The sequence below is a fragment of the Qipengyuania benthica genome, from assembly GCF_030717865.1.
GTDB lineage: Bacteria > Pseudomonadota > Alphaproteobacteria > Sphingomonadales > Sphingomonadaceae > Qipengyuania > Qipengyuania benthica.
In genome coordinates this window covers 80,624-106,136 of record NZ_JAVAIL010000004.1, presented here as the reverse complement: position 1 = coordinate 106,136, position 25,513 = coordinate 80,624, and the positions used below count along the sequence as shown (strand labels likewise).

Below are 25,513 nucleotides of genomic sequence, written 5' to 3'. Positions count from 1 at the left end.
GCTCTTTCACGGTATCGCGGCGCGACCAATTGGCTCGCCGCGTCGCACCAGATCGGCTCAAACGGTTCGCGCCGCGAATAGATCGTTGCGGCGCTCATTGACGATGGCACGTGCAGCTTCCTCGGGGAAGCCGATGCCGGTCAGGAGTTCTTCGCACAATTGCAGACTGGCCTCAACGGTGTCGGGTACCGTCCCCGACGCACCGAGTGCTTGCAGTCGGCGTGCATGCTCCGCATCTTGGGCTCTTGCGTAGATGGGCACATGCGGCCAGAGCTGGTGAGCCGCGCCGACAACATGCTCGGCACTGCCGGGCGCATCCATAGTGGACACGAACGCCGCAGCGCGCTCGATACCTAGATGCGGAAGAAGATCCGGCTGACTGGCGTCGCCAACGACAACCGGCATTCCCTTCGCACGCTGACGTGCGATGATTTCGCCATCGGTATCGAGCGCGACATAACTGATGCGCTGAGCGTCCAGCAGATCAGCCAGAAGATGCCCAATCCGGCCGAAGCCTCCGATAATCATGCGGGCTTCCCCTGTCCCGAGGTCGGCAGGTACGAGGGTGCCATTCTCCCGCTTCTCCAAAAAATCGGCCAAGCAGACGGTCGGCGGCGGAAAGGGCCGGGGGGAGAAACATCGTCAAGATAACCACCATAAGCATGAACTGACCGACAGTTGGGTCCAGCACGCCGACCGCAAGTCCGGCAGCGAGGACGACGAATGCAAATTCGCCGCCTTGGCAGAACAGGACCGCAGTCTCCGCAGCGACGGCGGCGGGCTGCCGGATCGCTTTCGAAACCACGAACAGGGTCCCAGCTTTGAGTGCGACGAGGCCAATCACTGAAAGTACGACCCAGCCCAGCAACTGCCAGACGGCACTCACGTCAAGGCTCATGCCAACGGACATGAAGAAGAGGCCCAGGAGTAGGCCCTTGAAGGGCTCAATATCACTGGCGATCTGGTGACGATACTCGGTGTCTGCGAACAGCAGCCCAGCAAGAAATGCGCCGAGCGCCATCGAAAGGCCCGCCTGTGCCGTGAGTGCAGCGGTTCCAAGCACAATCAGCAGGACGGCGGCCATAAACACCTCGCGGCTGCCGCTGCCGCCGACGAACCGCAACAGCGGCCGAATAGCAATGCGTCCGACGGCCAGAATGGCGGCGATAATGATAGCAGCCTGAAGGATCGCCCGTGTAGCGGCTCCGGCCAGCGACTCGCTACCTTTCGCGCCGGCCACGCCTACGAGAAAGAGGATGGGGACGACGGCGAGGTCTTGAAACAGGAGGATACCGAACGTTGCGCGCCCGGACCGGGTGCCAAGACGCCCTGTCTCAGTCAAACTCTGCATGACGAGCGCGGTGGATGATAATGCCAGACAAAGCCCTAAAATGGCGGATGCGATCATGGAGTTGCCAAAGGCGTAGGCGATCGCCCCGATGATGGCAGCGGATGCGCAGACTTCCCCGGTGCCAAGACCGAAAACGATCCGTCGCATCCCCCACAATTGCCTCGTTGAGAGTTCAAGGCCGATCATGAACAGCAGAAAGATTATGCCGAGCTCAGCGACGCGACGGACACCGTCGACATCCGCGATAACGACATAGGCGAGCAATGGCACATCCACGACAATGCGATTCAGACCGTGCGGCCCAATCAGGAGACCGGCAAATAGAAATCCGAGGACAGAGCTGACGCCGAGTTTACGGACGGTCGGGATCACCAATCCGGCAGCCGCGAGGAAAACAAAAATTTCCCTCAAGTAGGGAATTTCGTGATCCAACAGTTAAGCCTTTCGAATAGCTGCCATTGAAGCGAGTTGCTCGCACGCTGCCGATCTATGACCCGGTAACGGTCGTCTTGCTTGCAAATGGGTCTTCGAGATACCCGGACGACAAGGATCAAGGAGCATCAGGAATTTTGAGGCGCGTCACCTCGCATCGCTTTGCCTCCCTCCTTCACCAACAGGAAGACTGAAAACTTTCCCCGATCCAGCGCCACGCCATTCCGTCACTCGGCGAGGAAGCGCTCGGAATTTGCTGTGTCCATTCGCGCGCCGGAGGCGAGCGCGGGCGAACGCCGCAAGAAGAACATCAGAACCATCACGCTCATGATAGCCGCAAAGAAACACCAGACCGATATGAACCAGGCTCGATAAAAGATGCCGGCAAGAAGAAATGACACGATCGCTGCGATGCCAAACCATCGCACCCAGCGGTGGCTCGACAGAAGAGGGCTTATGCAGGTTCCCAAAATGTACAGAGCCATGACGATTTGAACGTAAAAGTGGGGGGATACGTAATCGATATGTCCCTCGGCGGCTGTAGCCACAATCGGAAGCCGGATGAGGAAATAGAGCAGATAAACACCCACTGCTGTTCCTCCCGCAACCGCCACCAGCAGCGCCTTGCGGCGCCATTTCACAGGTTCCAGAAAATAGACGGCGAGCGGGACAAAGATTGGCCAGAGTACGTGTGAAAATATCGAATAGGCGTAAGTCAGCACGGTACTGAGAAGCTGCGTCTTGTCAGGGAATGTCAGCCAAAGCGCGCCCTCGATCAATTGCTGAACGCCAAACAGGAGCGGTATCGCTGCATATGGCCGCTCGGCAGGGGTCCGCGCAAGGCGTATGCTGAATGCACCGGTAACCAGCAACGCTGCTCCGGCGGTGAAACTGGCTGTGGCCGAAAAGCACATATTTGACCTTACCCCCGCAAATTTATCGCGCTCATTCTCAATCGACCCTCGCGCATTCGGCGGGGACCTGTCTCGATCGACACGTGCTTCGGAAGTTCCAAAGATGCCACACTAGAGTGCGTGCCGCGCGCAGACAAAGATCACAAACATAAGGCAACCTTGCGTGATCGGGAAGACTAATATCACGGATAAGGGGACCCACGGGCTCGCGGTTCCAGTGTAATTCATATCCGTGCCAAGCGTCTCAAATGGGCACCGGAGATGCAACGCCCGATAGCAGGGGAGTGCTGGGCCGATCACAATAGCCTTGATCCTTGCTGCGCTGGCGCCGCTCATTGCGGTCCTCGGACTGCTGGTCATGCTTCGTTTGCCTGCCGCCGTGGCGATGCCGATCAGCCTTCTCGTTACCGCCCTTGTGAGCGTCGTCATCTGGCGCGTGCCGGTAATTCAGGTTCTTGCTGCCGCCGCCGAGGGGACTGTGATCGCGGCATCGATCGTCTGGATAGTCTTCGGGGCGATTTTCCTGCTCAAGGTTCTCACGGCAGGCGGAGCCATGACCGCCATCCGGGACGGGTTCACCCGCATTGCCCCTGACCCCCGCGCGCAGATTATAGTCATCGCCTGGCTTTTCGGGGCCTTCCTCGAAGGTGCTGCTGGTTTCGGAACCCCGGCCGCAATCACCGCACCCTTGCTTGTCGCTCTGCGCTTCAGGCCAATGGCAGCCGTGGTGCTTGCGCTGATCGCCGACAGCAGCCCTGTTTCCTTCGGCGCAATCGGTACGCCCGTCGCAATAGGCCTCGCGCAGGGTCTGGAGGAAGACGGACAGCTCGATGCGGCAATCGCGGCCGGCGATGACCAAAGTTTGGAAACCATGCTCGATGCGGTCGCGGTTCAGGCAGCGATGATAGATCTCTTTGTCGGCAGCCTTATCCCTCTCATCATGATCCTGATCTACGCACGTTTCTTCGATGAGCGTCAAAGTTGGAAGGCCGGTCTCGCCGCGTGGAAATTCGCCTTGGCGGCCGGCTTTGCCTACACGCTACCCGCACTTGGCGTGGCGGCAATGCTCGGGCCCGAGCTGCCCGCGCTCATCGGCGCTCTTTGCGGTCTTGCGATCATGGTTCCGATTGCCCGGAAGGGATGGCTTTTGCCGGATGGAGGGCTGAGGCCAACTGTAGAGCACAGCGCTCTTGTCGCCTCTCCGATGTCGCTCAAGCGCGCCTGGTCACCCTATTTGCTTCTCGCGGTGATGCTTGTGGTTACGCGGATCGAAAGCCTCCCATTCAAGAGCTGGTTGAACAAGGCTTCCATTCAATGGAACAGCATCTTCGGGACAGAGATCAGCGCCTCGGTCGCGCCCTTCTACCTGCCCGGAGCCATGTTTGTTGTCATCGCCGTGCTGACGCTTCGCATGCACCGGATGAACATTGCGCAGGTTCGAACTTCGCTCAATGAGGCTACCCGTGTCGTCGGAACGAGTGCGATGGCACTGGGCGCTGCGGTACCGATGGTACGCATTTTCATCCAGTCGGGCGTAAACGACGCTGGTCTTCGTAGCATGCCCATGGAGCTTGCCAGCTTTGCCGCTGGCGGTGTCGGGACGAAATGGCCGCTGGTAGCTCCGTTGATTGGCGCCCTTGGCAGTTTTCTTTCAGGTAGCGCCACATTCAGCAATATGACGTTTGCTCTCTTGCAGACGCAGGCCGCCGAGCAGGTTGGCATGCCAATAATACTGGTGCTCGCCGGACAAATGCTCGGCGCAAATGCCGGCAACATGGTATCTGTGCTGAACGTGGTAGCCGCGGCCGCGGTGGTTGGTCTGATCAGGGAGGAAGGAACGATCATTCGTTTCACCTTCCTGCCGATGCTAATCTACGCGATGGCGTCGGGCAGTATCATCTTTGCGCTCATGCTAGCGTCGTGACAATGGATCGCAGGCTCCGGAAGTTCGATCGCTGTCGCACGGCTAAATCATGCCGAGGCCACAGAACACTATCCGGTAAAGCTGGCCAATAAACTTCCGTCGCTTCACCTAACTCTTTAAGCCGCCGAATTGGGGTAGCGGCATTTTCTTGCTAACCGGTGAGACGGGCGACCTCATCCGCCAACATTCGCTGCGATTGCTGGAAAAACTCCCGAGCGTCCAAGCCTGGCGGAATCGGAGCTAGAAGCGAAACTGTAATGACGCCGGACCGCGGGACAGATCCGGCTGGCCAGAAGCGCCCGGAATCGTGAGCGAAAACAAGTGCGGGCAGGCCAAGCGTACGATACAACAGTTCCACGCCGCGTTTGAAAATGATTGGCGATCCGACCGGTTGGCGTGTGCCTTCTGGAAAAATCAACAGTGATCGGCCGTCGGAAAGAGCATCCCGGCACGCCGCCACCATGCTTCGCACCGAGCCGGTGGTGTCGCCTCGATCGATGATGACCATGGGAGAATATCGAAGATACCAACCCAGAACGGGTATTTTGAGAAGTTCCTGCTTCGCGACTATGGCCAGATCGGGAAATAACACGAGTGCCGCGATCGTTTCCCATGGCGACTGATGATTCCCCAGAATCAAGGCTGGTCTGAGAGGAACATGGCAATCGCCGTGTACGCGATGTGCTATACCGGTCCACGCGGCAAGGAGTGCCAAGGTCCCTCGCGCCCAGAGCCGCGTAATTCTGCGCACAACTCGCGGAGGTCTTCCGCTGAGCCAGAGAACAGGAATCAGAGGCGCGAAGCTTAGAGTCCAGAGAACCCAGGAAGCTTTGAAAAGCCATGTTCTCAGCGTGAGAATGTGAAATGCCTTCCATTTGCGTGCCGCGCGGACCCATGCTGAGCGGTCAGGTGGGCCATCAAAACAGACGCGTACAGGGCACAGGAATTACACGAGCACCTGTTGCACGGCGCGCGGACCTGGCTCGTGGTGCGCGGGCGCGGTTCGAAATCTTCGATGGTCATGATAGCGTACTCGGATCGGCCAACTTGCCGTGTCGACGAGCTGGGTGAAACTTCATGGAAGCTGGAAAGGACGACAAAAGCCGACCCTCCCGAGCGCATTGCGATATCCGGGCGGCCAGAAGATCGGCTTGCCGGGAGGTTTCCGAGCTTCAGAAATGTGTGGAAAGCGGCGGGCCGCAGGCTATGATCGTCCTTATTGCGGCTTTGGTCTCACCGATAAGGGCAACCGGCACAGTTGCGATTCCCGCTGCTCTTACGGGCGTATCATTGCCGCCTGCAAACACTGCATCCCCAAAGAACACCATGTCGTCTTTGCGAATGCCGACCACCTCGGCAAAGCGCGCAAGCCCGTAGGCCTTGTCGACGCCGCGCCGTGTAATATCGAGCGAAGTCGCTCCACCGATACGGATCGAAAAGGCTGGCAACTTTGGCTCGAGGATAGCTTTGAGCCGCTGACGTTTGCGAAGATCGGGATCCCAGCTTCGTTTTTTGGCGAGTGGCGCCTGCTGGCCGAGACCGGAAAAGGTGATCTGCGTACCTCGATCCTCGATCCGATCGCCCCAGCTCTGCCCGGCATCCACTCCGAGCGCCTCGATTGCCTGTTGCAGCGCTGTGTAGATCGCGCTGCGCTCGGTTTCAGTCAGAACATCGGCATAGACTTGCCGCCAGCGGCGCTCATATTGGAAAAACTTGCTTCCGGAAGTGGGCAAGAGAAATAGCCGGGACAGGTCAGCGACATCGGGCAGCCGTCCGAGCAGCTGCTTGTCGAATTGGGGCCAGTCCCCGCCTGAGATGACCACAACCGCCAGATGATCGAGCAGGCTGGTCAGAAGGCCACCCATTTCGGCATCAATCGGCTGCTTGCTTTCAGCCAGAGTCCCGTCGAGGTCAAATACGGCGATCGATTTCATGGACGCTCTTTCAAATCCGAATTCAGATTGGGATAGCCACCGAAAACGAGATGCGCGCGCGCTGGGGTCGCGTTTGGCGCAGATCCGGCGATCTCCAATTCAGCCCTCACACTCGCCCATTCACGACAAGCCGTGGCGCATCTGCGCGCAGGGGATCACTGGATCCGGCCTGCGAAAAGGATGTCTGTGGTTGGGCCTCGAAGTGGGAGTCCGCTTGTTGTAGCGGGATGGGCCGGTTCGCAACATCGCCAATTATCATTGCATACCGTTGCGCCACCGCCGACCAGGTCATTGTGCGGCCGAGCGCAAAGGCGCGTGCCTCGGTCTGGCGCCGCAAGCTGAAGTCCGACAGGAGGCGGCCGACGGCACCGGCCATCGCCTGCGGGTCGCTGAACGGCACCAGCAGGCCGCGGTCGTCCGCCAGCAATTCCTGCGCATGCCAATAGGGGGTCGAGACGACCGGCTTTCCCAAGCCCACGGCATAGGCAAGCGTGCCTGAGCAAATCTGCGCCTCGTTCAGATAGGGCGTGACATAGATATCGCTGGCTGCGAGAAGCTGCAGCAGATCTGGCAGATCGACATAGCGATCGACAAACCGGAGATGGCTGGCAACGCCGAACTCATCCGCCAGTTTGCGAAGACTGTCGCGATAGCGCTCCCCCTCGCTCGCGCGTAGGTGCGGGTGGGTTGCGCCGACGACCGCATAGAGAAGGTCGGGATTGGTCCGGACCAGTTGCGGCAGCGCGGCGATCATCGTCTCGATCCCTTTCCCCGGTGAAAGCAGGCCGAACGTCATGGCAACCGAGCGCCCGCCGAAGCCAAGCGCGTGCTTCGCGCGCTCTGAATCGGACAGAGCAAGGTCGGGAATACCATGCGGCACAACAGCAATCTGGTCTGCCGGTGCAGCATAGATCTGTTCCAGCATCTCACGGCCCTTTTCGGCCATCACGACGAGACGGGCCGAATGCCTAATCAGTTCGGCCATGACCCGTCGCTGATCGTCATCCGGTGTGCTCAGAACTGTATGCAAGATGGTGACCAGAGGTTTGCGAAGCTGGCGCAGGAAGCTCGCGAGATAGGATCCCGCCGGACCGCCATAAAGCCCGAATTCGTGCTGCAGGAGAACGGCATCGACAAGCGAGGAGTTCAGATACTCGGCGGCGTCGGTGTACGTCCGGGCATTTTGCTGTTCAATTTCCAGACCAACTTCCGCAGGGTAATCATACGCTCCAGCTTGATCGGTGACCGCAATCATCCTGCAACCCATTTTGGGCAAACCGTGCACGATCGCGCCGCGCAAATCCTGTGAGAAGGTGGCAATTCCGCATTGCCGGGGCACATAGCTGCCGACCATGGCGATCTGAGGGCTGGCATTCACGACGTTGACTGGATGCATGGTGGATTCTTCACTCGGTCTGTGTGGTAGGGCGAGGCGGTTGCCGATGCTCTCGGGCAAGGTTCGTCCCCTGGATATTGACAAGGACGCGGAGTGAGACTTTTCCTTACGAAGAGCGCGCGCCGCGCGCCGTATGACAACTGTAAGAAGTCGCGCATCGAATCGTCCCTGTGGGCGTTTGATAGGCGGTCCAGAATGGAATGCTATTCATCCGGAGTGCGCATGGCCCGGTAGCGTGGGATCCGAGATGTAAACAACACGGAGCTGCCAATTTCTTCGGATACCGACTGCCCGGCACGGGACGCCCCCCACTCCTCCGTCCCGTGCACGGGGAAGGGCGGCACGTCCAAATCCTGGCGTGTCGCCCTTTCATCTGTCGTCCTTGCGGAACTGGCGCCAATGGGCATTCTCGTTGACGGTGGCAGGTTCTGGGATGGCCGGATCGGCTGCACTGATAGTGCGGCCGGCCCGGCATGAACCTGACAGATCCCATTCCGCTCGCTTACCTGGCGCTGGAATGGACGATCCGCCTTGTCATGCTCGTGGTTGTCACCTCACGGCGCTCGCCGGAGGAAGCCCGCACCTGGCTTCTGTTCGCTCTCTTTCTTCCGATCCCGACGTTTATATTCTATCTCATCGCAGGCCAACCGAAGGCGCCGCGCTGGCGTAGGCGGCGGTTCGTCGAGGGGCAAATCCTGCTTGCGCGCGCGGCCCGGCAAATCGCCCATTCGCGCCATTGCCTACGGCCGGCGGTGTCGAGTCATCTGGAATCAGCCACGCGTTTCGTCGAAAGCCTCAGTCGATTTCCGGTGCTGGGCGGAAATGCGATCCATTTTCTACCTGATTACGAAGGCGTAATTGATCGGCTTGTTGAGGATATCGAACAGGCAAGCGATCATGTTCATCTGACGACCTATATTTTTGCGGATGACGCAAGTGGCGACCGGATTATGTCGGCGCTGCTGCATGCCGCGAAGCGCGGGATCGATTGCCGCGTGCTGATCGATGCGATGGGTTCGTTTTCCTGGGCATCTTCCGTCACGCGCAGACTGAGGTCGGGAGGTGTCGCGGTCGCTCGCGCGTTCCCCGTCGCATTTCCAGGTTTGGGCAAGGTGCGTGCGGATATTCGCAATCATCGCAAGATCGTCGTGATCGACGGGCAGGTGGGCTATATCGGTTCGCAGAATGTTATCGACAAGAAGGCGTCCTCGGGCCTGATCAACAAGGAACTTGTGCTGCGCGTCGAAGGGCCGGTTGTGCTCGAACTGCAAGCGGTCTTTACCGCCGACTGGTTTCTCGAACGAGGAGAGGTGCTCGACCGGAGCCAATTTTTCCCACATGGGCGCGCCAAGGGCAAATACGCCGCTCAGCTTCTGGCGAGCGGTCCGGAATATCCGTTGGCGGGCGCAGGTCCGTTAGTGGTTGCCCTGGTTCATGGCGCACGGCGCAGTGTCACTTTGACGACCCCATATTTCATTCCGGATGAATCGCTTCTCCAGGCTCTGAAAACAGCCGCGATGCGCGGCGTCGAAGTCCGGATCATTCTTTCGCATGCTAGCGATTCCTGGCTCGTAGGCTTGGCGCAGCGATCCTATTATGGAGAATTTCTGAGCGCCGGGGTCGCGATCTATCTTTACCGCGAGGGGCTGCTGCATGCCAAACACATCAGTATTGACGACGAGATCGTCCTCATCGGATCGCTCAATCTCGACATGCGCTCCTTTTATCTCAATGCCGAGGCCAGCCTAGTTTGCTACGATCGAGAGATTGCTGTCGATCTCAGGATGGAACAGCAGCGCAATCTGGCCGTTAGCGATACGCTCAGCCTGGAGGCTTGGAGGAGGCGGTCCTTCCTCGCGACCTTGGCGCAGAACATTGCACGGCTCTTCGGCCCTCTCCTTTGAACGCTTCACCACCCCCGCGCGGAGCATTGGCGGAGCTTCCTCGGCAGTGATTGCTCGTAATTAGCCTTGTCGATCAGGGTGCGCGCAGCCAGTATGCGGAGCGCAGAGCTTGTCGCTTACCGAAGTCTGCGAGCGCATCCTGGATCCGGCATGCTTGGCCGGCTTGCCCGTCCTGGGAGGTCGAATATTGCCGACAGCGCCAAACGCTCGCGGGTTGCGCGCCCCTTTCAGCGCGGTCGCCTCGGCGAAGAAAGCGCCCACATCGCACCAATTCTCAATGCCTGAAAATCGCCGCGCACGCGGCGACCGCATTCAATCTGCCATTCCCGGATAATGACTGGCCGTCCAGGCGCACCGGCCTTGAAGCCATACTACCTTGGAGCGATGTCCTGTAATAGATCGCCTTTGGCGGCGTCTTTCGAAAGTCATCCAGCAAGGTGGGAGCCGAAATGCGCAAATCCAAACAAGTCCATGCCGTACTTGGCCGGCGTTTGCTCGCGGTTCTGGCTCCGTTGCTTCGACGGCTCGTCAAACGGGGCGAACTCGTGCTGATCGACGCCGCGGGCAACCGGATGACTTTCGGCACGCCGCAGGATAGTCCGCGAGTGATCGTACGGCTGCACAGGCTTGACCTTCCGCTGCGCCTGCTCATCAATCCCTCGCTGACGCTTGGCGAAGCCTTCATGAAGGGAGAATGGACGATCGAGGAAGGCACGCTGCGCGACTTCCTGTTTGTTGTCTCATCGAACCTGACCGCGCTCGATGAAGCGCCTTTGGCGCGCCTGCGCGCGAAGCTGGGGCGTTTGGCTCATGTCCTGCGGCCCATCCGCAAGGCCAAGGCCAAAGCGAACGTTGCGCACCATTACGACCTTTCGAGCGGGCTCTATGAAATGTTCCTCGACGAGGATTGGCAATATTCCTGCGCCTATTTTGGCGAGGATTGTGACACGCTCGAGGACGCGCAGGCTGCCAAACGTTCGCACATTGCAAAGAAGCTCCTGCCCCAGCCAGGGCACCGGGTCCTCGATATTGGCTGCGGGTGGGGCGGACTAGCGATCGAGCTGGCACAGCACTGCGATGCGCAGGTGACGGGGATCACCCTCTCGGAGGAACAGCATCGCCGCGCTGGGGTCCGCGCCCGCGAGCAGGGCGTCGATGATCGCGCAGCCTTCAAACTGGCCGATTACCGCGAAATCGACGAGCAATTCGATCGCATTGTGTCGGTGGGAATGTTTGAGCATGTCGGTGCGGCGAGCTTCGGTACCTTTTTCCAGGCGATCAAGCAGAACCTGGCGCCGCGCGGAATAGCCGTCGTACATTCGATCGGCCGCATGGAACCGCCTGGCGGGCGCGACCCGTGGATCGACAAGTACATCTTTCCGGACGGCTATGTTCCCGCCCTGTCGGAAACACTCGCGGCCATCGAGCGCAGCGGCCTTTGGGTGACCGATATCGAAATATTGCGCCTCCATTACGCAGAGACGCTGCGCCACTGGTACGAGAGATTCCAGGAGCGGCGCGCCGCGGCGCACGCACTTTACGACGAACGCTTCTGTCGGATGTGGGAATATTATCTCGCTGCCTGTGAGATGATGTTCCGCAATGGAACCCTGATGGTGTTCCAGGTGCAGCTTGCCAAGGAGCGCGACGCCGTTCCCCTGACGCGCGACTATCTCTATTCCGATCGGCGGAAGGGGCATCCGCACTGGGCGGATGAGGTGCTCAACGAGCGCGTCGAAGCCGAAGCCGTCCCGCTGCGCGTGGGTGAATGCGTATGACGCGCAATCCATCATTAGCGACTGGATCGCGCGGCGCGCAGCTCGGGATCATGAAGCGGCTGCCGGTCGAATTGCATCCCGATGCATCGAGGGTCGTCATTCGGCCGTTCTTCCCGGCCGATGATCCCCTTGCCCTGACCGTGCCGGAACGCTCGCGGCTGCAGCGGATCGCAGACAGGGTGCTCTCGATGGAAAATGCAGCCGTCTCGGCCTACCTTGCGCAGACATTGCTTCCCTTCGTGGACCGCAGCTACTCCGTCGAGAAACTCTTGCTGGCGCGCTTCGAGGAGATCAACGGCCGCATCATCGCGAAATGCTCCGCTACGCGTGAACAGGCGTTGCTCATCGGCGCGTTCTTTCACCAGGAATACTCCTACGAGGCGGCGGCGCTTTTTAATCCGAGTGTCGTACCCCATCCCGATCAGTCGGGTATGCCACCAGGCAGCCTGCGCTTTGTGCTATCGTTGCGCGGCGTGGGGGAGGGGCATATTTCGTCCGTCACGTTCAGGACCGGCAGTTACAATGTCAAAACCGGACTCACCATTGATGCGCCGAGCCGCCAGGTCGTCGCGCACCGGCTCGAGCGGGATCCAAATCCATCCGCTAGCGATGGGAGCATCCGGATCGTCTGCAACGAAGGTGATGATCTTTCCGAACGAGTTCTTTTCCCGGTTACGGCGCAGCAACGCAACGGCATCGAAGATTTGCGCCTGGTTCGCTTTGTCGAGGATGATCGCTCATCGCGCTATCTGGGCAGCTATACTGCCTATGACGGCCGGGCCATCGCGCCGGAACTTCTCACAACCGACGACTTCCGAACCTTCAATCTCCACAGAATGGAAGGACCGGGGGCGGTCAACAAGGGCCTCGCCTTTTTCCCGAGACGGATAGACGGGAAATACCCATTGCTGTGCCGCCACGACGACGAAAGCATCTGGCTGGCGCTCTCAGACAATCTTCACCATTGGGGCGAAAGCGTCACTGTCCTCTCGCCGCGCTATCCCTGGGAGTTCATCAAGATCGGCAATTGCGGCTCGCCTATCGAACTGGACGAAGGCTGGCTCGTGATCACGCATGGCGTCGGTGCAGTACGAAACTACGCCATTGGTGCGTGCCTGCTCGACAAGAAAGATCCCTCCAGACTTCTGGCGCGCACCCCCGAACCGCTGTTGCGTGCCCAAGCGGATGAACGTTCAGGCTATGTGCCCAATGTTGTCTATAGCTGCGGCAGCCTGGTGCATGACGGGGTGCTTCTTCTTCCCTACGCAATTGCGGATAGTTACACGACATTTGCCACCGTCCCCATCGACCGGCTACTTGCCACTATGGAGTGAGGGCAGGTTTTTTGGTATTGGTTGGCGCTGAGCGCAGGACAAGCGGTGGATTCCAGACGATCGAATTTGGGCCAGCAGCGTGCTGCTGCACCGCGGATGCGGTTTGCGCGTACCCAAAGAGGACCCCCAATGTGGGGGTAGCTCTGTATCCTGTGCGGCGATGCAATACCCTGAACACCGTCCGGTCGATGACGCTTTGATTCCGCCGAGGCTGTCTGCCATTCTCGTGATGGTCCTTTGGGCCTCATGCTACCCGCTGATCACGATCGGGCTCGATTTCGCCCCGCATCTGACCTTCGCAAGTCTTCGCGCCGTTACGGCAGGGTCGGCGCTGCTTCTGGTCGCGCTTTGCCTGGGCAAACCCTTCCCGAAAGACAGGGCGGAGTGGGGGTGGATCGCGCTTGCAGGACTTGGCATGACCGGATTGGGTTACTTCGGGATGTTCCATGCAGCCGAATTTGTCGCTCCCGGCCTGGCGACCGTCGTGGCCAATACCCAACCCATCTTCGCCGCGGTACTCGCATACGGCCTGATCGGGGAACGCCTTGCGTTGCGCGGATGGACCGGCCTGCTGATCGGCTTTCTTGGCGTCATCATCGTCGCTGCCCCCCAGGTCTTCGCCGGCAACGAGCGCTCAACCGGACTTGGCCTGATGTACGTGCTCCTGGCCGCGCTCGGTGTTGCCGCTGGCAATGTCGCAATCAGGAAGCTTGCCAACCGGGTCGACGCGGCGATGGCGATGGGCCTTCAATTGCTGATCGGCGCCATTCCGCTGATGATAATCGCCGTGCTGACCGAACACCCACGTGCTGTCGTCTGGTCGCCGGGCTTCATAGTTTCGCTCGTAGGGCTTGCACTTCCAGGGACAGCACTCGCCTTCTGGCTGTGGCAAACGACTCTGCGCTCGATGCCTCTTTCAAAAGCGAACGTGTTCAGTTTTCTCGTGCCGTTTCTGGGCATTACGATCGGAGCCCTTTTCTTCGCCGAGCCGCTCACTCTCATGGTGATGATCGGCGTGGTCCTCGCCGGCATAGGCGTCTATCTAGGAACGAAAGCCGAGCCCGATAGAGAGCCGGTTCGTGATCAGGGTTCCGCATGCCGATCCAAGTGAAGTGGCTGGCAAGATTGATAATAGGGCACTGCGCTGCTCAATTCGGCTTATTCAACGGGACGACACCCAGAGGCCCTCAGTCACCTTGCTGCCCGGATAGGCAACGAGCAGTTCGCCATTGTAGTCGAGGGAATGCTGCTCATCGGCCAGCCATGCCTGGCCCGGCTCCACGGGGGCATCACCTATACGTCCGTGTCCTGAAAGCGGTACAATCCATGCCGCTGTGCCGGGCGCGAGTGTACCGGCGCGAGCGCCGCTCCATTGCTCGACCACGAATTTATGTCCTTCGGCGACTATCCGGCGAGCATCGGCAAGAACGTATGGTTGTGTGAGAGCCTGCCAGGGTTCGGGGCGTGCCACGCGCAGCGCTGCTTCCAAATGGAGGGCGCGCGGACGGCCATAATCGTACATCCTGTAGGTAAGATCGACATTTTGCTGGATCTCGATGAGGGTAATTCCCGCACCGATCGCGTGGATGGTTCCTGCGGGCAGATAGTAGACGTCGCCGGGGCTCACCTCGCGCCAGTCAAGCATCGTCTCTATGGTTCCATCGAGCGCTGCGAGGCGCAGGGTGTCGATGGCGACAACTGCCTTCAGCCCCAGGCCGATCTGCGCACCCGGCTCAGCCTTCAGGATCACCCAGCATTCGTCTTTGCCCCTCGGATGTCCGAGCGCTCGCGCTTCGGCATCGTCTGGATGGACCTGGACAGAGAGCCGCTCGCTCGTAAACAGGTATTTGACAAGAAGGGCGCCTGAGCGGTGGTCGGGTTCTTCGAACCAGATTTCACCGATCGGATCGTCGCCGCTTGCTGCCTGCGCAAATCCGAAGCCAGGCTGACGGCGACCCCAGACCTTGGCCACCGAGCGGGGAACGAGCTGGACAGGGGTCATTGCCGACGCCTCCCTTGACTACCCCTTGCTTGAGGGGCTGGTAAGGAGAAACCATGTGCATATGGCGGGGTCCGTACGCCGATCATATCAGTGCGCGAGAATCAGCGGAACGGGGCTCGTCGTGATAAGATCCTGGGTGACGCCGCCCAGAACAGTTTCGCGGAGTCGTGAATGGCCATAGGCACCGAGCACGATATATTTCGCTTCGAGACTCGCTGCGGCCGCAATGAGCGCATTGGCCACGGTGTCTCCGTCGAGCGGCCAATCATGACTTTCGGCGGTGACACCATATCGCGCCAGATAATAGCGGACATCGTCCAAAGAAGGTTTCTCCCCCTTCTCGCTGACACTTACGATATGCAATTTGGGCGCGGCGCGCAGAAGCGAACGGCTCTGCCGGATGGCGTTGGCAGCTTCTGGGGAGCCATTCCAGGCGATCATGGCAGCACTGCTGTTGGTAAAGCGTTGCCCGGCAGCCGGCACGAGTAGTACGGGCGATTGAACATGGAGCGCCACGTCGGCGGCGAGCGGCGCCCTGCGCGGGAGAATTGTTTCCTTCTCTTCGGGTTGGCTTAGAACGACGAGGTCGGCAAACTTCGCGTGTTCGATGATGGTCTGAGCCGCTGATCCCTCGGCGCGAAGCCATTGCCAATCGATTCCCTCCCGTTTGAGCGTATCTTCGATCCGCACCTGTTCAAGTTTCTCGTTTTGGCGAAAAGTCTCGAAGATGCCGGAAGGAACGTATGACCCTCCAAACGGATCGCCGACAAAGAAATACGCATCGAGAGGGCTTGCCTGCAAACAGATCAGCTGCCCGTTGTGGGCGCGCACGACTTCCATGGCAGCAGCTAACCGTGCGGCCTGGCCAGGATCCTGGTTTATGTGGAGCAAAACCGACTTCATCTGATCATCCTGGTCCGGTTGCAATCGAGCGCTTGCGCTGGATCAAAAAGCACTCCTTGTTGTCTTTGACGTTTCACTCGATCCGATCTTACACACCGTCCCTGTCCAGCGCTGTGGACCTTCGAGACGCCGCTTTTGACAAGGGCACGGGATCCCTTACCGAGGGCCGAACTCCCACTCATCGCTCGCTGTCGAAATGCCGCTGCCGGGGCCAACACGCGTAGCGAGCGGGCGGGTATGGCCGCTCTACCCATCCGAACAGCCGGAAGCCTTCCCGAGCGAACATCACAACTTGCGAGCACGAAGAGGATTCAGTGAAAATTCAGACTTCCAGGACTGGCGCAAAACCGCCACCCGGTGTGCGCATGTTGGTCGTCTGCCCCCTGTATAGCCGCGCCGCCTTCAACAATACGGAACCAGCGTAGGTATAGAGCCTCACATCGACCTTGAGGTCCACAGCCTCTCCATCATACTTGACCTTGCGAAGACTCGGCGGCGCGTATTGCTGGGCGATATAGTCACCGTCCCGGATCTGTGACCAGACGCTGCGGGTGAGCTTGGCACCGCGATAGGCGGCTTTGCTGCCATATCCCTGCGCCGGCTTGAAGAAGAGATGCCGACGTTCCGCCCAAAGCGACGCGGCGTTATCAGGTGTTACCAGAGTGGTAGCGGGAATAGTCGTCGCAAGAACCTCAGTCTGCTCTTTTGCCAGGCCCCAGCGGGTCAGGAGCGCGGGGTCGCTCAAGAGCGAGAGGTTTCGCTTATCGGCCAGCATGGCGTGGACGTATGGGTTGGGCGTGACCACTGCCAGATTATTCAGATAAGCGTCCTTGAGGACGGAATGATCCGGCTCTTCCAAGGTAAAGTCGACGAGACGATTGTACACCAGATCGATCTTGCAGCCATCCGCAAAAAGTTCACCGCCGGAAGCCTCAAAAGCCGTTGGATCCGCGATGACCGCCGAAATTCCCTGACGCTCGAGCGCTGCCTTGGCGAGCAGAAACTCCGGATAGAGATGCTGATCAAGGGGCGCGTCATCGACGATCGCAATGGTCTCGGGTGTCCCAGTGCGGCCCTGGCGTAACCACTCGCTGCGAAACATTCTCGCAATCGCCGGTCCAAAATCCTCCACTGATCCATTCGAGCCATCGGAGCCGAAGCAGCAGGCACGCTGCGCCCTGGCGAGGGCTGCGTTGAGGAACGCGCCCCCGGCATTGGTATTGATCTCGATCAGAACCGGTCCGGATTCGGAAAGATGAAAATCATACCCCATCAGTGCACCGGCAGGTCCCAGATCGGGAGCGGAGCCGGACGGTGCCCACTTCCGCACCGCCTCACCATATTGCGCGAGGGCTGCGGCGGTCTCCACCGCCGTGACGACGCGCGTCATCACCGTCATTGTCTCCGGCGCGATAAACACCGGCGAGTTCGCGAACAGGTGCGGGTGCGAGGTCGCCAACTGCTCCCCGAAACCTTCACGTCCGGTCTGGCTGTTCAATGTGGCCTGAAGCATGTCCCGGTCGAGCGTAATGCAGGAACAGACGGAATTGGCACGTAGTGCCGCCTGGAGCGCTTTGGACTTGTCTTGCATCGGGTCTCCTGGCGGCATCTTGAGGATTATACCCAAGGACGCTGCGGCTACTGGAATATTTCAACAACATTGGGGCGGCTAGGGTCAGGACCCATTGATATGAGAGGTGCGATCTGATTCAGGCTCCGCAAGGAGACTGGGCATGAGCGACCTTTACTGGCTGACGGATGAGCAGATGGATCGTCTGCGGCCGTATTTTCCCAAGAGTCACGGAAAGCCTCGGGTTGATGACCGCCGGGTGCTGAGTGGCATCGTTTTCGTCAATCGAAACGGGCTGCGCTGGCGGGATGCGCCCAGCGACTACGGTCCGCACAAGACGCTCTACAATCGCTGGAAGCGCTGGGGCGAGATGGGGGTATTTGTCCGCATGATGGAGGGGCTGGCTGCCGCTGGTGCCTAGCCCAAGACCGTCATGATCGACGCTACCTACCTGAAGGCACACCGCACGGCATCGAGCCTGCGGGTTAAAAAGGGGGTCTCGGACGGCTGATCGGCCGCACCAAGGGCGGCATGAACACGAAGCTGCATGCTGTCACCGATGCCCACGGCCGGCCGCTCAGCTTCTTCATGACCGCCGGACAGGTCAGCGATTACACCGGCGCAGCAGCGTTGCTGGACGATCTGCCAAAGGCGCAGTGGCTGCTCGGCGACCGCGGCTACGACGCCGACTGGTTCAGGGATGCCTTGCAGGCCAAGGGCATCCAACCCTGCATCCCAGGTCGGATATCGCGGCTCGAGCCTGTCAGGTACGACAAGCGCCGCTACAGGCGCCGCAGCCGTATCGAGATCATGTTCGGGCGCCTGAAGGACTGGCGCCGCGTCGCTACCCGATATGACCAATGTCCTACCGTCTTCTTCTCCGCCGTGGCCCTCGCTGCCACCGTCATCTTCTGGCTATGACCAATGAGTCCTGACCCTAGTCACCTGAATCCGAAGTTCGGCTCATTGTCTTCTGGCAGAAGCGTTTAACGGCGGCGAGGATCTCGTCGGCGGATTTGGTCCAGCGGTAGGGCTTCGGGTTTTCGTTGTGCTCCTTGATGAAGGCAAAGATGTCTGCTTCGAGCTCAGTGGTGGACCGGTGGACACCGCGCTGGAGTTGCTTGCGCGTCAATTCCGCGAACCAGCGTTCGACCTGGTTGATCCATGAGGCTGATGTCGGCGTGAAGTGGACATGCCAATGCGGACGGCGGGCCAGCCAAGCCTTGATCCTCGGCGTCTTGTGCGTGGCATAGTTATCCATCACGAGGTGCACGTCCGGCCCTTCCGGCATCGCAGCATCGATCTGCTTGAGGAAGTCGAGGAACTCGGTCGCCCGATGGCGCTTGTAGCATTTTCCGATCACCGCTCCTGTGGCGACGTCGAGTGCTGCAAACAGCGAGGTCGTGCCGTTGCGAACGTAAGTATGAGTGCGCCGCTCAGGGACACCTGGCGCCATCGGCAGGACCGGCTGCTCGCGGTCGAGCGCCTGAATCTGGGATTTCTCGTCGACGCACAATACGACCGCCCGGTTCGGGGGCGACATGTAGAGGCCGACGATATCCTGTACCTTGTCGACGAACAGCGGATCAGTGGAGAGCTTGAACGTCTCGGATCGATGTGGCTGCAGGCCGAATGCGGCCCAGATCCGGCGGATAGTAGTATGTGAAAGGCCCGTCTGGGCAGCCATGCTGCGGATCGACCAATGGGTCGCGCCCCTGGGCTTGGTGTTCAACGTGCGCTCGATCACCTGAGCCACCTGCGCATCGGAGACCGTGCGCGGGCGGCCGGGCCGGTATTCGTCGGTGAGCCCTTCGATCCGGTCTGTCACGAACCGACGCCGCCACTTGCCGACCGTGTGCTCGTGCACGCCGAGACGCTCGGCGACTTCCTTGCTCTGCAAGCCATCGGCACACAACAGGATCATCCGGCACCGGTCCGATAACGATCGAGCCGCCTTGTGTCGCCGCACCTGTGCTTCGAGAAAAGACCGCTCCTGCTCGCTCAACACTACTGCATCCGCCAACCGCCCTGCCATCGCATCACCTCCCGAAAATCAATCAAGAGAATGTTACGGACTACAGTTCCAGGTGACTAGCATGAGTGCGCAACCAGACCTTGATGACCGCTCGCGCGAGTTGCACACTCGTTGCCATGGTGCCCTATCGTCCCCTTACAGCACTCGAAGCCCACGAGGTCAGCTATCAGCCGCCGCCGCTCGTCGATTTCAATGCTTTCGATGCCGACCGGGCAATTCAGGATGGTGTCGCCGGTTCCGGAGCGGGGCACTGGGACCGTCTGAGTGCCTTCGGCGAACTGGTGGGTCAGGCCGAACCGTTGAGCTTGGTAGGCTTGCCAATGCGAACCCGCCAACACCCTTAGGTTTCGACCGCTTCGGTGAGGCCCGGATGAAGTTGAGTTCCACCCCGCCTCTCACGCTCTGATGCAGATGGGGGTCGAAGAGGGGAATTTCCGCGGCGGCGTGGACCAGCGTAAAGGCGGGCCAGACCTGCGTGCAGCGCTGCTCTACCTTATGACGCAGGCCGATGCCGGCACGGTATGTCCGATGTCAATGCTTTATGCGGCGGTCACCGCCCTTTGCGCGGAGCCGGAAGTGGCTGCGGAATGGGAACCGCGTGTCTCCGCCGCGAAATACGATCAGCGTTTCATTCCCGCGCAGGAAAGACTGGGTCCACCACTGCCATGGCGATGACCGAAATGCAGGGCGGCTCGCACGTGCGCGCCAACAGCACCCGCGCCGCCTCGCTTGGTAGCGGTGAATTCGAGCTGATCGGCCATAAATGGTTCTGCTCGGCGCCAATGTCGGATGCCTTCCTGGCGCTGGCCCACGCCGAGGAGGGATTGACCTGTTTCCTCGTCCCGCGAGTGGCGGCCCGACGCGGCGCGGAATGCGATCCACGTCATGCGCCCGAAGGACAAGATGGGCGGCCGCTCTACAGAGGGACCGCGCCTTGCTTACGAGGCTTTTACCGAACAAGTTGCAGCGAATCGTCTGACACAAAGAGCGCTACCGCTACTTTAGCGATAGACTGCCAAAGGGCTTCCTGTGACCCGAGCGCAAACTGGCCGCGATTCTTGCTTGCGCACCGCACGAATTTGATGTGATTGGCTAGCAGATTGCGCTCGTATCCTTACGATCGAAAATGTTTGGCGCGCTCCACGAGCTGGGTCATCTGGGACGCGGCATGAATGGTGAGGGGATGTTGCCTGGCACCGGGACGCGGGGTGATGAATTCCGCCATCTCGCCAATTTGCGTCAGTTGTTCGTCAGTGGCTTTGGCTAGCACACTTAGCACAATATTTTCCAATGCGATTACCCGGATGCGCAGCTGGATGATCTCGGCATCGGAAAGTGCGGGAATATCCCATTCGTCGCAAGCTGCTGCCAAAGCTTCCTGAGGGCCGCACGGCGTGGCCCCGCCCTCATCTTCCCATCGCGAAACCGCGGCGCTCTTCTTTTGCTCTGTCATATGTCGAAACTCCTGGATTGAGGAAGCAATCTATCAAGACGGGCGGATACCTGAAACCGCGGGAGGTGAGAGCCAGCGCATCCTGAAGCTTGGAGCCGGACAGCAGTGCATCCTTGCCGATCACGCATGGCCGATAAAACCTCGAGCGGCGCATCAAGCAAGTCGGCCGCTTCGGAGGCAGCGGGGATGAACTTGGAGCCCATCACCATCTAATAAAAAGATGCGTGCTTCATCGGGGATCAGCCGCGTCTCGTCATCCGGGCCGGTGGTGGATTTCACCTTAGTTTCGACCCGGGTTTCTCATCCTTTCTGCCTATTCGACGCAGGAAGAGAGCTTCAAGAGCAAAAACAGCGGCGATGAGGGCCGCAGCGATGCCAACAATAAGCGGGTCGGTGTCGAGTTTGGTGGCAGTAAAGGCAGCAAGAACAACACCGTCGGCTGCAATCGCGGCGAGCAGAACGGAGCTTTTTGCAGCGATCTCCTTTCGTAGGTGCCGGTAGACACCCCAATGCACCAGCATGTCCATGACCAGATAGAAAAACGCCCCGAGGGAAGCGATGCGCGACAGATCGAACAGCACCGCTAGCGAGCCGGCTACCACGACCGTGTAGACCAGCATATGGCTTCGTATTCCGCCTTTCATGCCAAAATGACTGTGCGGGATCATCTTCATGTCAGTCAGCATCGCCAGCATGCGCGAGACCGCGAACACGCTGGCGATCACCCCCGAGGTAGTTGCCGATAGTGCAATGATGATGGTGAACCAGAAGCCCAGTTGACCCAGCGCCGGTCTGGCGGCGGCGGCCAGAGAATAATCGCGCGCTTGGGCAATCTCGCCAATCGTCAGGCTTGCTCCGACAGCCAGTGCCACGAGCAGGTACGTCACCACGCAGATGACAATCGAGATGACGATCGTGCGACCAACATTGCGATGCGGATCAACAATATCGCCGCCACTGTTCGTAATGGTCGTGAAGCCTTTGAAGGCGAGGATGGAAAATGCCACCGATGCCAGAAATGCGCCGCCACCGGTTTGCGAAGTGTCTTCGGAAAAAGAGCCAGAAAAGAAACCGCTCGCCCAGATCGCCGCCACTGCGAAAACGACGATGCCGCCGACCTTGATCACGGACATGATGAGCGAAAAGCCGCTCACCGAACGATTGCCGGACGCATTTACGAAGTAGGCGAAGACGATCAGAGCTAGCGCGAGTATAGACAGGAAAAGGGCATTCTCCTCTTGGCCGAACGGACGCAGGGCGTAAGCAGCGAAGGTACGGGCTACCAGGCTTTCATTGATCACCATCGAGAGCGCCATGAGCAGTGAGGCAGAGGCCGCCACGACGCCCGGACCATAGGCCTTTTGCAAGATCATCGCGATGCCGCCAGACGATGGCCAGGCGTTCGACATTTTGATGTAACTATAGGCCGCAAGCGCCGTCACGATAGCTCCCACGACGAAGGAAAGCGGGAACAGCGGCCCGGCCAACTGTGCGATCTGACCGGTTAGGGCAAATATTCCGGCGCCGATCATGACCCCCGTGCCCATAGCCACGCCACCGGCGAGACTTATGGCAGATTCGCTCTTGCTGCTTTGGGTCCCGGTCGATGCCGCATGTCCCTCGTGTTTCATCTCGTTCACAACTCTCTAACTTTGAAAACAAGGCCAACCTGCGCGCGAGGGGGCAGGGTGCATCTTCGCGATCGCCGGCACGAGACTGAAAGGGCAGCGGCCTGCCTCATGCGCCCCGCGTTTATCTGCGGTCAAGTGGGCTTTGGCGACTGATCCTAAATGCCTGGCCGGCGTATAAGGTCGGACGGCATGCCCTTTGGAATTCCGCTCGGTTTGATTACCAGATGTGATATTAGTCATTTCAGTTCCTCGGCTCGACAATAGAGCGCCCCGTTGGTTGCCCAGTTTTCGGACGGTGGGGCCATCCGCTTTGCGTTAGGGGTAGCTTGCGAAAACCCTTTGTCCGCCCGGGCCAAATGCAAACACGTCATATGCCTGCTTGCGGCCGCGAGCCTCCATGCCGGGGGAGCCGAGCGGCATACCGGGCACGGCAAGCCCGGCGACGCCGTCGGGTCGCTCGCGCAGCAGTCTCGCAATGGCTTCAGCGGGAACATGTCCTTCGATGACATAGCCGTCGACCGCCATCGGGTGGCAGGACGAGAGTCCCTGCGGGACATCCCTCTCCGCCTTGACAGCGGCCATATCGGTGCTGTCGACCGCGGCGACTTGTGCGTCCATGTCCCGCTCGACATGAGCTGCCCATTGTTCACAACAGCCGCAGCCAGAGTCACGACACATCGTGTAGCTTGCGGCCTGCGCGACGTTCGAACAAGCCGCAAGAACGACGAGCAAAGCACTCGCGAGAGGTCTGCGCAGGGCCGATGGAGAGGCAGTGTCGGTCAATTGAGGGTCCTTTCCTTGAAGCCGCGCCACAGAGAAATGGCACCTGTGGGCGTATTGAATAGGGCTAACCTCTTGCTGTCGATAAATCGGGCAGAGATAAGATTTTCCATTACGCCGTCGGCGTTGGGCTGGGTATCCGCAGATCCGTCCAGTCTTTGGACGGTTGCGCGAAACAGCGCCCGCATCAGCGGGTTTTCCTGCTTCATGTAATCCGCGATCAAGACCATCCCGCCGGGTTCGAGCAGGTTCCAGATCTCCTCGATGAGGGCCTCCTTCTGCCCCGCCGGTATCTGGTGGAATAGAAGGCTGCTCACGATCTTGTTTGGTCGCCAATTGTCCTGAAGCTCGAGGCTGTCGAGAAAACCATGGTGCCAACGGATGGACGACATCTTATGCGCAGCTTTTCGCCGGGCTATGTCGATCGTGGCGCGGTCCGGATCGACACCGAGCAGGTCCGCTTGCGGACAGGCGGAGCGGAGACCGATGAGGAGACTTCCCGTGCCGCTTCCGACGTCGATCAGACGATCGTCTGGCTCGATCTTCGCTTCGGCTATCATCGCGCTCCGCCATCGTTTCTCCGATGTCAGGCAGCGAATTGCAACGTCGTAGAGCGGTGTTAGCCAAGCTTTTCCGAGCGCAGGTGTGAAGTTGACTGCTCGACCGAGAGTGCTTGTCTTTCGCATCGCACGTTCCCCAGGGAGGCGGGTGAAATGATCATCTCTAGCGGTCCAAGCGTTGCAGACGGCAATGGGCACCGACAAACGCCAGGCATTCCACGCAGGCCTGGTCCGTCAGAACGCTTGCCAAAGCGAAACGGCCGTCCATTTTGTGGGGCCAATTTCGGCCTACTCCATCGCCCGATCGTAGATCAACATGTACCGCTGTTGCCCCCAACCGGCTTGTACGCGAGGAGACTGGGCTCGTACGATACGAGGGAAACCCGATATATAGAAACAGTGCCCACAACTGCTGGGCTTCCGGCACCTCCAGGCCGCCATACTTGGCCTTCCAGTTATAGATCGTCGCTTCCGACGCCTCGTGCCGTGGGACAGGTCGCCGGTCTTCGCACCAGTCTCGGCCTCCTTCAACACACCAATGATCTGCTCTTCCTTAAACCTCGTTCGCTTCATCATCCGTCCTTACCATCGGGGCCAGACTCTAATCATGCGTTGAGCGAAATCAGGGGTCCGTCAGCTGCTCGCGGGCTCCAAGCTCGACGAACCCAGGCCTCTCACCGCCACGGAATCAGCCGTTCATTCGCTACGGCGGCAATTTAACAGATCCTGAGCCTAGCTCGGCCAGCCCTGGGGGGACTTGCCGCCAATTCGATGAAGTTGTTCCACGGCATCTTCGGGGCAATCGCCACATTTGCGGTTGGCCGGGACCGCCACATCGATTTTTTTCGGATAGGCAAGGTCGAGATTGGTCATGATATCCTCGAACTCTTCAAGTCGGATTGCGTCGTTCAACCGCGGATTGCGCTCACGTTCCTGCGCGACGGTGGAGACGTGCCGATGCTGATAATCGTGTGCGGGATAGACCAGGGTGTCCGGGGGCAAGGTAAAAATCTTGTCGTGAACCGAGCGATAGAGCGCAGCCGTGTCACCATTCTGAAAGTCCGTTCGGCCGCAGCCATCGATCAGCAACGCGTCCCCGGTAAATACCCTTTGCTGTCCGCCCTGATCCAGAAGATAGCAATGGTGCGTATCCGTGTGGCCCGGAGTGAACAGGGGCCGGAAATTCAAGCCTCCAAGATTTAGCGGCCGATCCTCGGTAACGCCGATATCCGCGCAAGGGAGATCGTCCTGCGCAGGGTAGGCGACCTTGCAGTCTGTGAGCGCCCGCAACCGACAGGCGGAGCTGATGTGGTCTGCGTGGATATGCGTGTCGAGCGTGTAGGCAAGCCGCAGGCCAAGCTCGTTGATAGTTTGAAGATCGCGTTCGATTGTCTCCACCACCGGATCGAGCAACAGGGCCTCGCCGGTGTCCTGCCAGCCGAAAAGGTAGGTGTACGTCGAGGATTCGGGTTCGAACAATTGTCGAAAGATCATGACCTGCGCCTAACGTTCGATCAGGGGCTGGAGATCGGCCTGGCCGACTTTGAGTCCAGCGACTTCGGCCTTGGCCGCGGCTTCGCTAGCGCCCGCGTCCTGCTGGTGAGCCCAGTGA

General features: G+C 59.6%; 22 protein-coding genes and 3 pseudogenes. 9 read left to right on the top strand and 16 right to left on the bottom strand.

Features of this window, described 5'->3' with window-relative positions; all coding sequences use genetic code 11:
• Positions 1-57 precede the first annotated feature (57 nt).
• From Q9K01_RS12535 to Q9K01_RS12525, 3 genes are all read right to left on the bottom strand, one after another.
• Positions 58-528 (bottom strand): NAD-binding protein, encoded by a 471-nt coding sequence (locus Q9K01_RS12535; protein ID WP_185885816.1) that lies wholly within the window; start codon positions 526-528, stop codon positions 58-60.
• Positions 485-1,783, bottom strand: coding sequence for a cation:proton antiporter domain-containing protein (locus Q9K01_RS12530; protein ID WP_305930544.1), 1,299 nt, complete (start codon positions 1,781-1,783; stop codon positions 485-487). Before Q9K01_RS12530 ends, Q9K01_RS12535 begins: the two co-directional genes overlap by 44 nt.
• Before the next feature lie 227 nt (positions 1,784-2,010).
• Positions 2,011-2,697: a DUF6629 family protein gene (locus Q9K01_RS12525; protein WP_244982769.1), complete on the bottom strand. Its 687-nt coding sequence runs from the start codon at positions 2,695-2,697 to the stop codon at positions 2,011-2,013.
• A gap of 307 nt (positions 2,698-3,004) precedes the next feature.
• On the opposite strand from Q9K01_RS12525, the gene Q9K01_RS12520 reads away from it, so the two are divergent.
• Positions 3,005-4,621, top strand: a complete 1,617-nt coding sequence (locus Q9K01_RS12520) for an L-lactate permease (RefSeq protein WP_305930543.1) — start codon at positions 3,005-3,007, stop codon at positions 4,619-4,621.
• A gap of 151 nt (positions 4,622-4,772) precedes the next feature.
• On the opposite strand, the gene Q9K01_RS12515 is transcribed toward Q9K01_RS12520, so the two are convergent.
• The 3 genes from Q9K01_RS12515 to Q9K01_RS12505 form a co-directional block, all read right to left on the bottom strand.
• Entirely contained in the window at positions 4,773-5,372 is a 600-nt protein-coding gene (locus tag Q9K01_RS12515) for a lysophospholipid acyltransferase family protein (RefSeq protein ID WP_305930542.1), read from the bottom strand.
• 421 nt (positions 5,373-5,793) lie between these two features.
• A complete protein-coding gene (locus tag Q9K01_RS12510) occupies positions 5,794-6,555 on the bottom strand; it encodes an HAD-IIB family hydrolase (RefSeq protein ID WP_305930541.1) in 762 nt (253 codons plus the stop codon).
• A 106-nt stretch (positions 6,556-6,661) separates the two neighbouring features.
• A complete protein-coding gene (locus tag Q9K01_RS12505) occupies positions 6,662-8,011 on the bottom strand; it encodes a glycosyltransferase family 4 protein (protein ID WP_305930540.1) in 1,350 nt (449 codons plus the stop codon).
• Positions 8,012-8,424: 413 nt separating this feature from the next.
• On the opposite strand from Q9K01_RS12505, the gene cls reads away from it, so the two are divergent.
• The 4 genes from cls (at position 8,425) to Q9K01_RS12485 (ending at position 14,078) form a co-directional block, all read left to right on the top strand.
• Positions 8,425-9,855 (top strand): cardiolipin synthase, encoded by a 1,431-nt coding sequence (gene cls, locus Q9K01_RS12500; protein WP_305930539.1) that lies wholly within the window; start codon positions 8,425-8,427, stop codon positions 9,853-9,855.
• Between the two features lie 449 nt (positions 9,856-10,304).
• Positions 10,305-11,633 (top strand): SAM-dependent methyltransferase, encoded by a 1,329-nt coding sequence (locus Q9K01_RS12495; RefSeq protein ID WP_305930538.1) that lies wholly within the window; start codon positions 10,305-10,307, stop codon positions 11,631-11,633.
• Positions 11,630-12,967: a glycoside hydrolase family 130 protein gene (locus Q9K01_RS12490; protein WP_305930537.1), complete on the top strand. Its 1,338-nt coding sequence runs from the start codon at positions 11,630-11,632 to the stop codon at positions 12,965-12,967. The genes Q9K01_RS12495 and Q9K01_RS12490 overlap by 4 nt, the downstream gene beginning before the upstream one ends.
• Positions 12,968-13,127: 160 nt before the next feature.
• Positions 13,128-14,078, top strand: a complete 951-nt coding sequence (locus Q9K01_RS12485; RefSeq protein ID WP_172593101.1) for a DMT family transporter — start codon at positions 13,128-13,130, stop codon at positions 14,076-14,078.
• Positions 14,079-14,129: 51 nt separating this feature from the next.
• Here Q9K01_RS12485 and Q9K01_RS12480 read toward each other — a convergent pair whose 3' ends face one another.
• The 3 genes from Q9K01_RS12480 to Q9K01_RS12470 all read right to left on the bottom strand — a co-directional run bounded on the left by Q9K01_RS12480 (position 14,130) and on the right by Q9K01_RS12470 (position 17,463).
• Positions 14,130-14,969, bottom strand: a complete 840-nt coding sequence (locus tag Q9K01_RS12480) for a class I mannose-6-phosphate isomerase (protein ID WP_179408456.1) — start codon at positions 14,967-14,969, stop codon at positions 14,130-14,132.
• Between the two features lie 87 nt (positions 14,970-15,056).
• Complete coding sequence (locus Q9K01_RS12475; protein WP_305930536.1) at positions 15,057-15,872, bottom strand: universal stress protein; 816 nt, start codon at positions 15,870-15,872, stop codon at positions 15,057-15,059.
• A 322-nt stretch (positions 15,873-16,194) separates the two neighbouring features.
• A complete protein-coding gene (locus Q9K01_RS12470) occupies positions 16,195-17,463 on the bottom strand; it encodes a hypothetical protein (protein ID WP_305930535.1) in 1,269 nt (422 codons plus the stop codon).
• A 142-nt stretch (positions 17,464-17,605) separates the two neighbouring features.
• Between Q9K01_RS12470 and Q9K01_RS12465 the strand changes: the two are divergent.
• Positions 17,606-18,363 (top strand): annotated as a pseudogene (locus Q9K01_RS12465) (IS5 family transposase).
• A gap of 16 nt (positions 18,364-18,379) precedes the next feature.
• Here the strand turns inward: Q9K01_RS12465 and Q9K01_RS12460 are convergent.
• Positions 18,380-19,477, bottom strand: coding sequence for an IS630 family transposase (locus tag Q9K01_RS12460; protein WP_305930534.1), 1,098 nt, complete (start codon positions 19,475-19,477; stop codon positions 18,380-18,382).
• Between the two features lie 65 nt (positions 19,478-19,542).
• On the opposite strand from Q9K01_RS12460, the gene Q9K01_RS12455 reads away from it, so the two are divergent.
• From Q9K01_RS12455 to Q9K01_RS15475, 3 genes and pseudogenes are all read left to right on the top strand, one after another.
• Entirely contained in the window at positions 19,543-19,821 is a 279-nt protein-coding gene (locus tag Q9K01_RS12455) for a hypothetical protein (protein WP_305930533.1), read from the top strand.
• A 37-nt stretch (positions 19,822-19,858) separates the two neighbouring features.
• Positions 19,859-20,152, top strand: a pseudogene (locus Q9K01_RS12450) (DNA alkylation response protein); the annotation flags it as partial.
• The gene (locus Q9K01_RS15475; protein WP_422785319.1) at positions 20,065-20,565 is read left to right on the top strand and encodes an acyl-CoA dehydrogenase family protein; all 501 of its coding nucleotides are present in this window, start codon (positions 20,065-20,067) and stop codon (positions 20,563-20,565) included. The pseudogene Q9K01_RS12450 and the gene Q9K01_RS15475, both read left to right, overlap by 88 nt.
• Before the next feature lie 26 nt (positions 20,566-20,591).
• Here Q9K01_RS15475 and Q9K01_RS12445 read toward each other — a convergent pair whose 3' ends face one another.
• From Q9K01_RS12445 to Q9K01_RS12420, 6 genes and pseudogenes are all read right to left on the bottom strand, one after another.
• Entirely contained in the window at positions 20,592-20,930 is a 339-nt protein-coding gene (locus Q9K01_RS12445) for a hypothetical protein (RefSeq protein ID WP_179408452.1), read from the bottom strand.
• Positions 20,931-21,205: 275 nt separating this feature from the next.
• On the bottom strand, positions 21,206-22,477 hold the full coding sequence (locus Q9K01_RS12440; RefSeq protein WP_422785321.1) for an APC family permease: 1,272 nt from the start codon (positions 22,475-22,477) through the stop codon (positions 21,206-21,208).
• Between the two features lie 399 nt (positions 22,478-22,876).
• Positions 22,877-23,344 carry a DUF411 domain-containing protein gene (locus tag Q9K01_RS12435; protein ID WP_305930532.1) on the bottom strand — a complete coding sequence of 156 codons (468 nt, stop codon included), beginning with the start codon at positions 23,342-23,344 and terminating at the stop codon, positions 22,877-22,879.
• Entirely contained in the window at positions 23,341-24,027 is a 687-nt protein-coding gene (locus tag Q9K01_RS12430) for a class I SAM-dependent methyltransferase (protein ID WP_305930531.1), read from the bottom strand. Before Q9K01_RS12430 ends, Q9K01_RS12435 begins: the two co-directional genes overlap by 4 nt.
• A 271-nt stretch (positions 24,028-24,298) precedes the next feature.
• Positions 24,299-24,474, bottom strand: a pseudogene (locus tag Q9K01_RS12425) (transposase); the annotation flags it as partial.
• A gap of 159 nt (positions 24,475-24,633) precedes the next feature.
• Positions 24,634-25,395: an MBL fold metallo-hydrolase gene (locus Q9K01_RS12420; RefSeq protein WP_305930530.1), complete on the bottom strand. Its 762-nt coding sequence runs from the start codon at positions 25,393-25,395 to the stop codon at positions 24,634-24,636.
• Positions 25,396-25,513 lie beyond the last annotated feature (118 nt).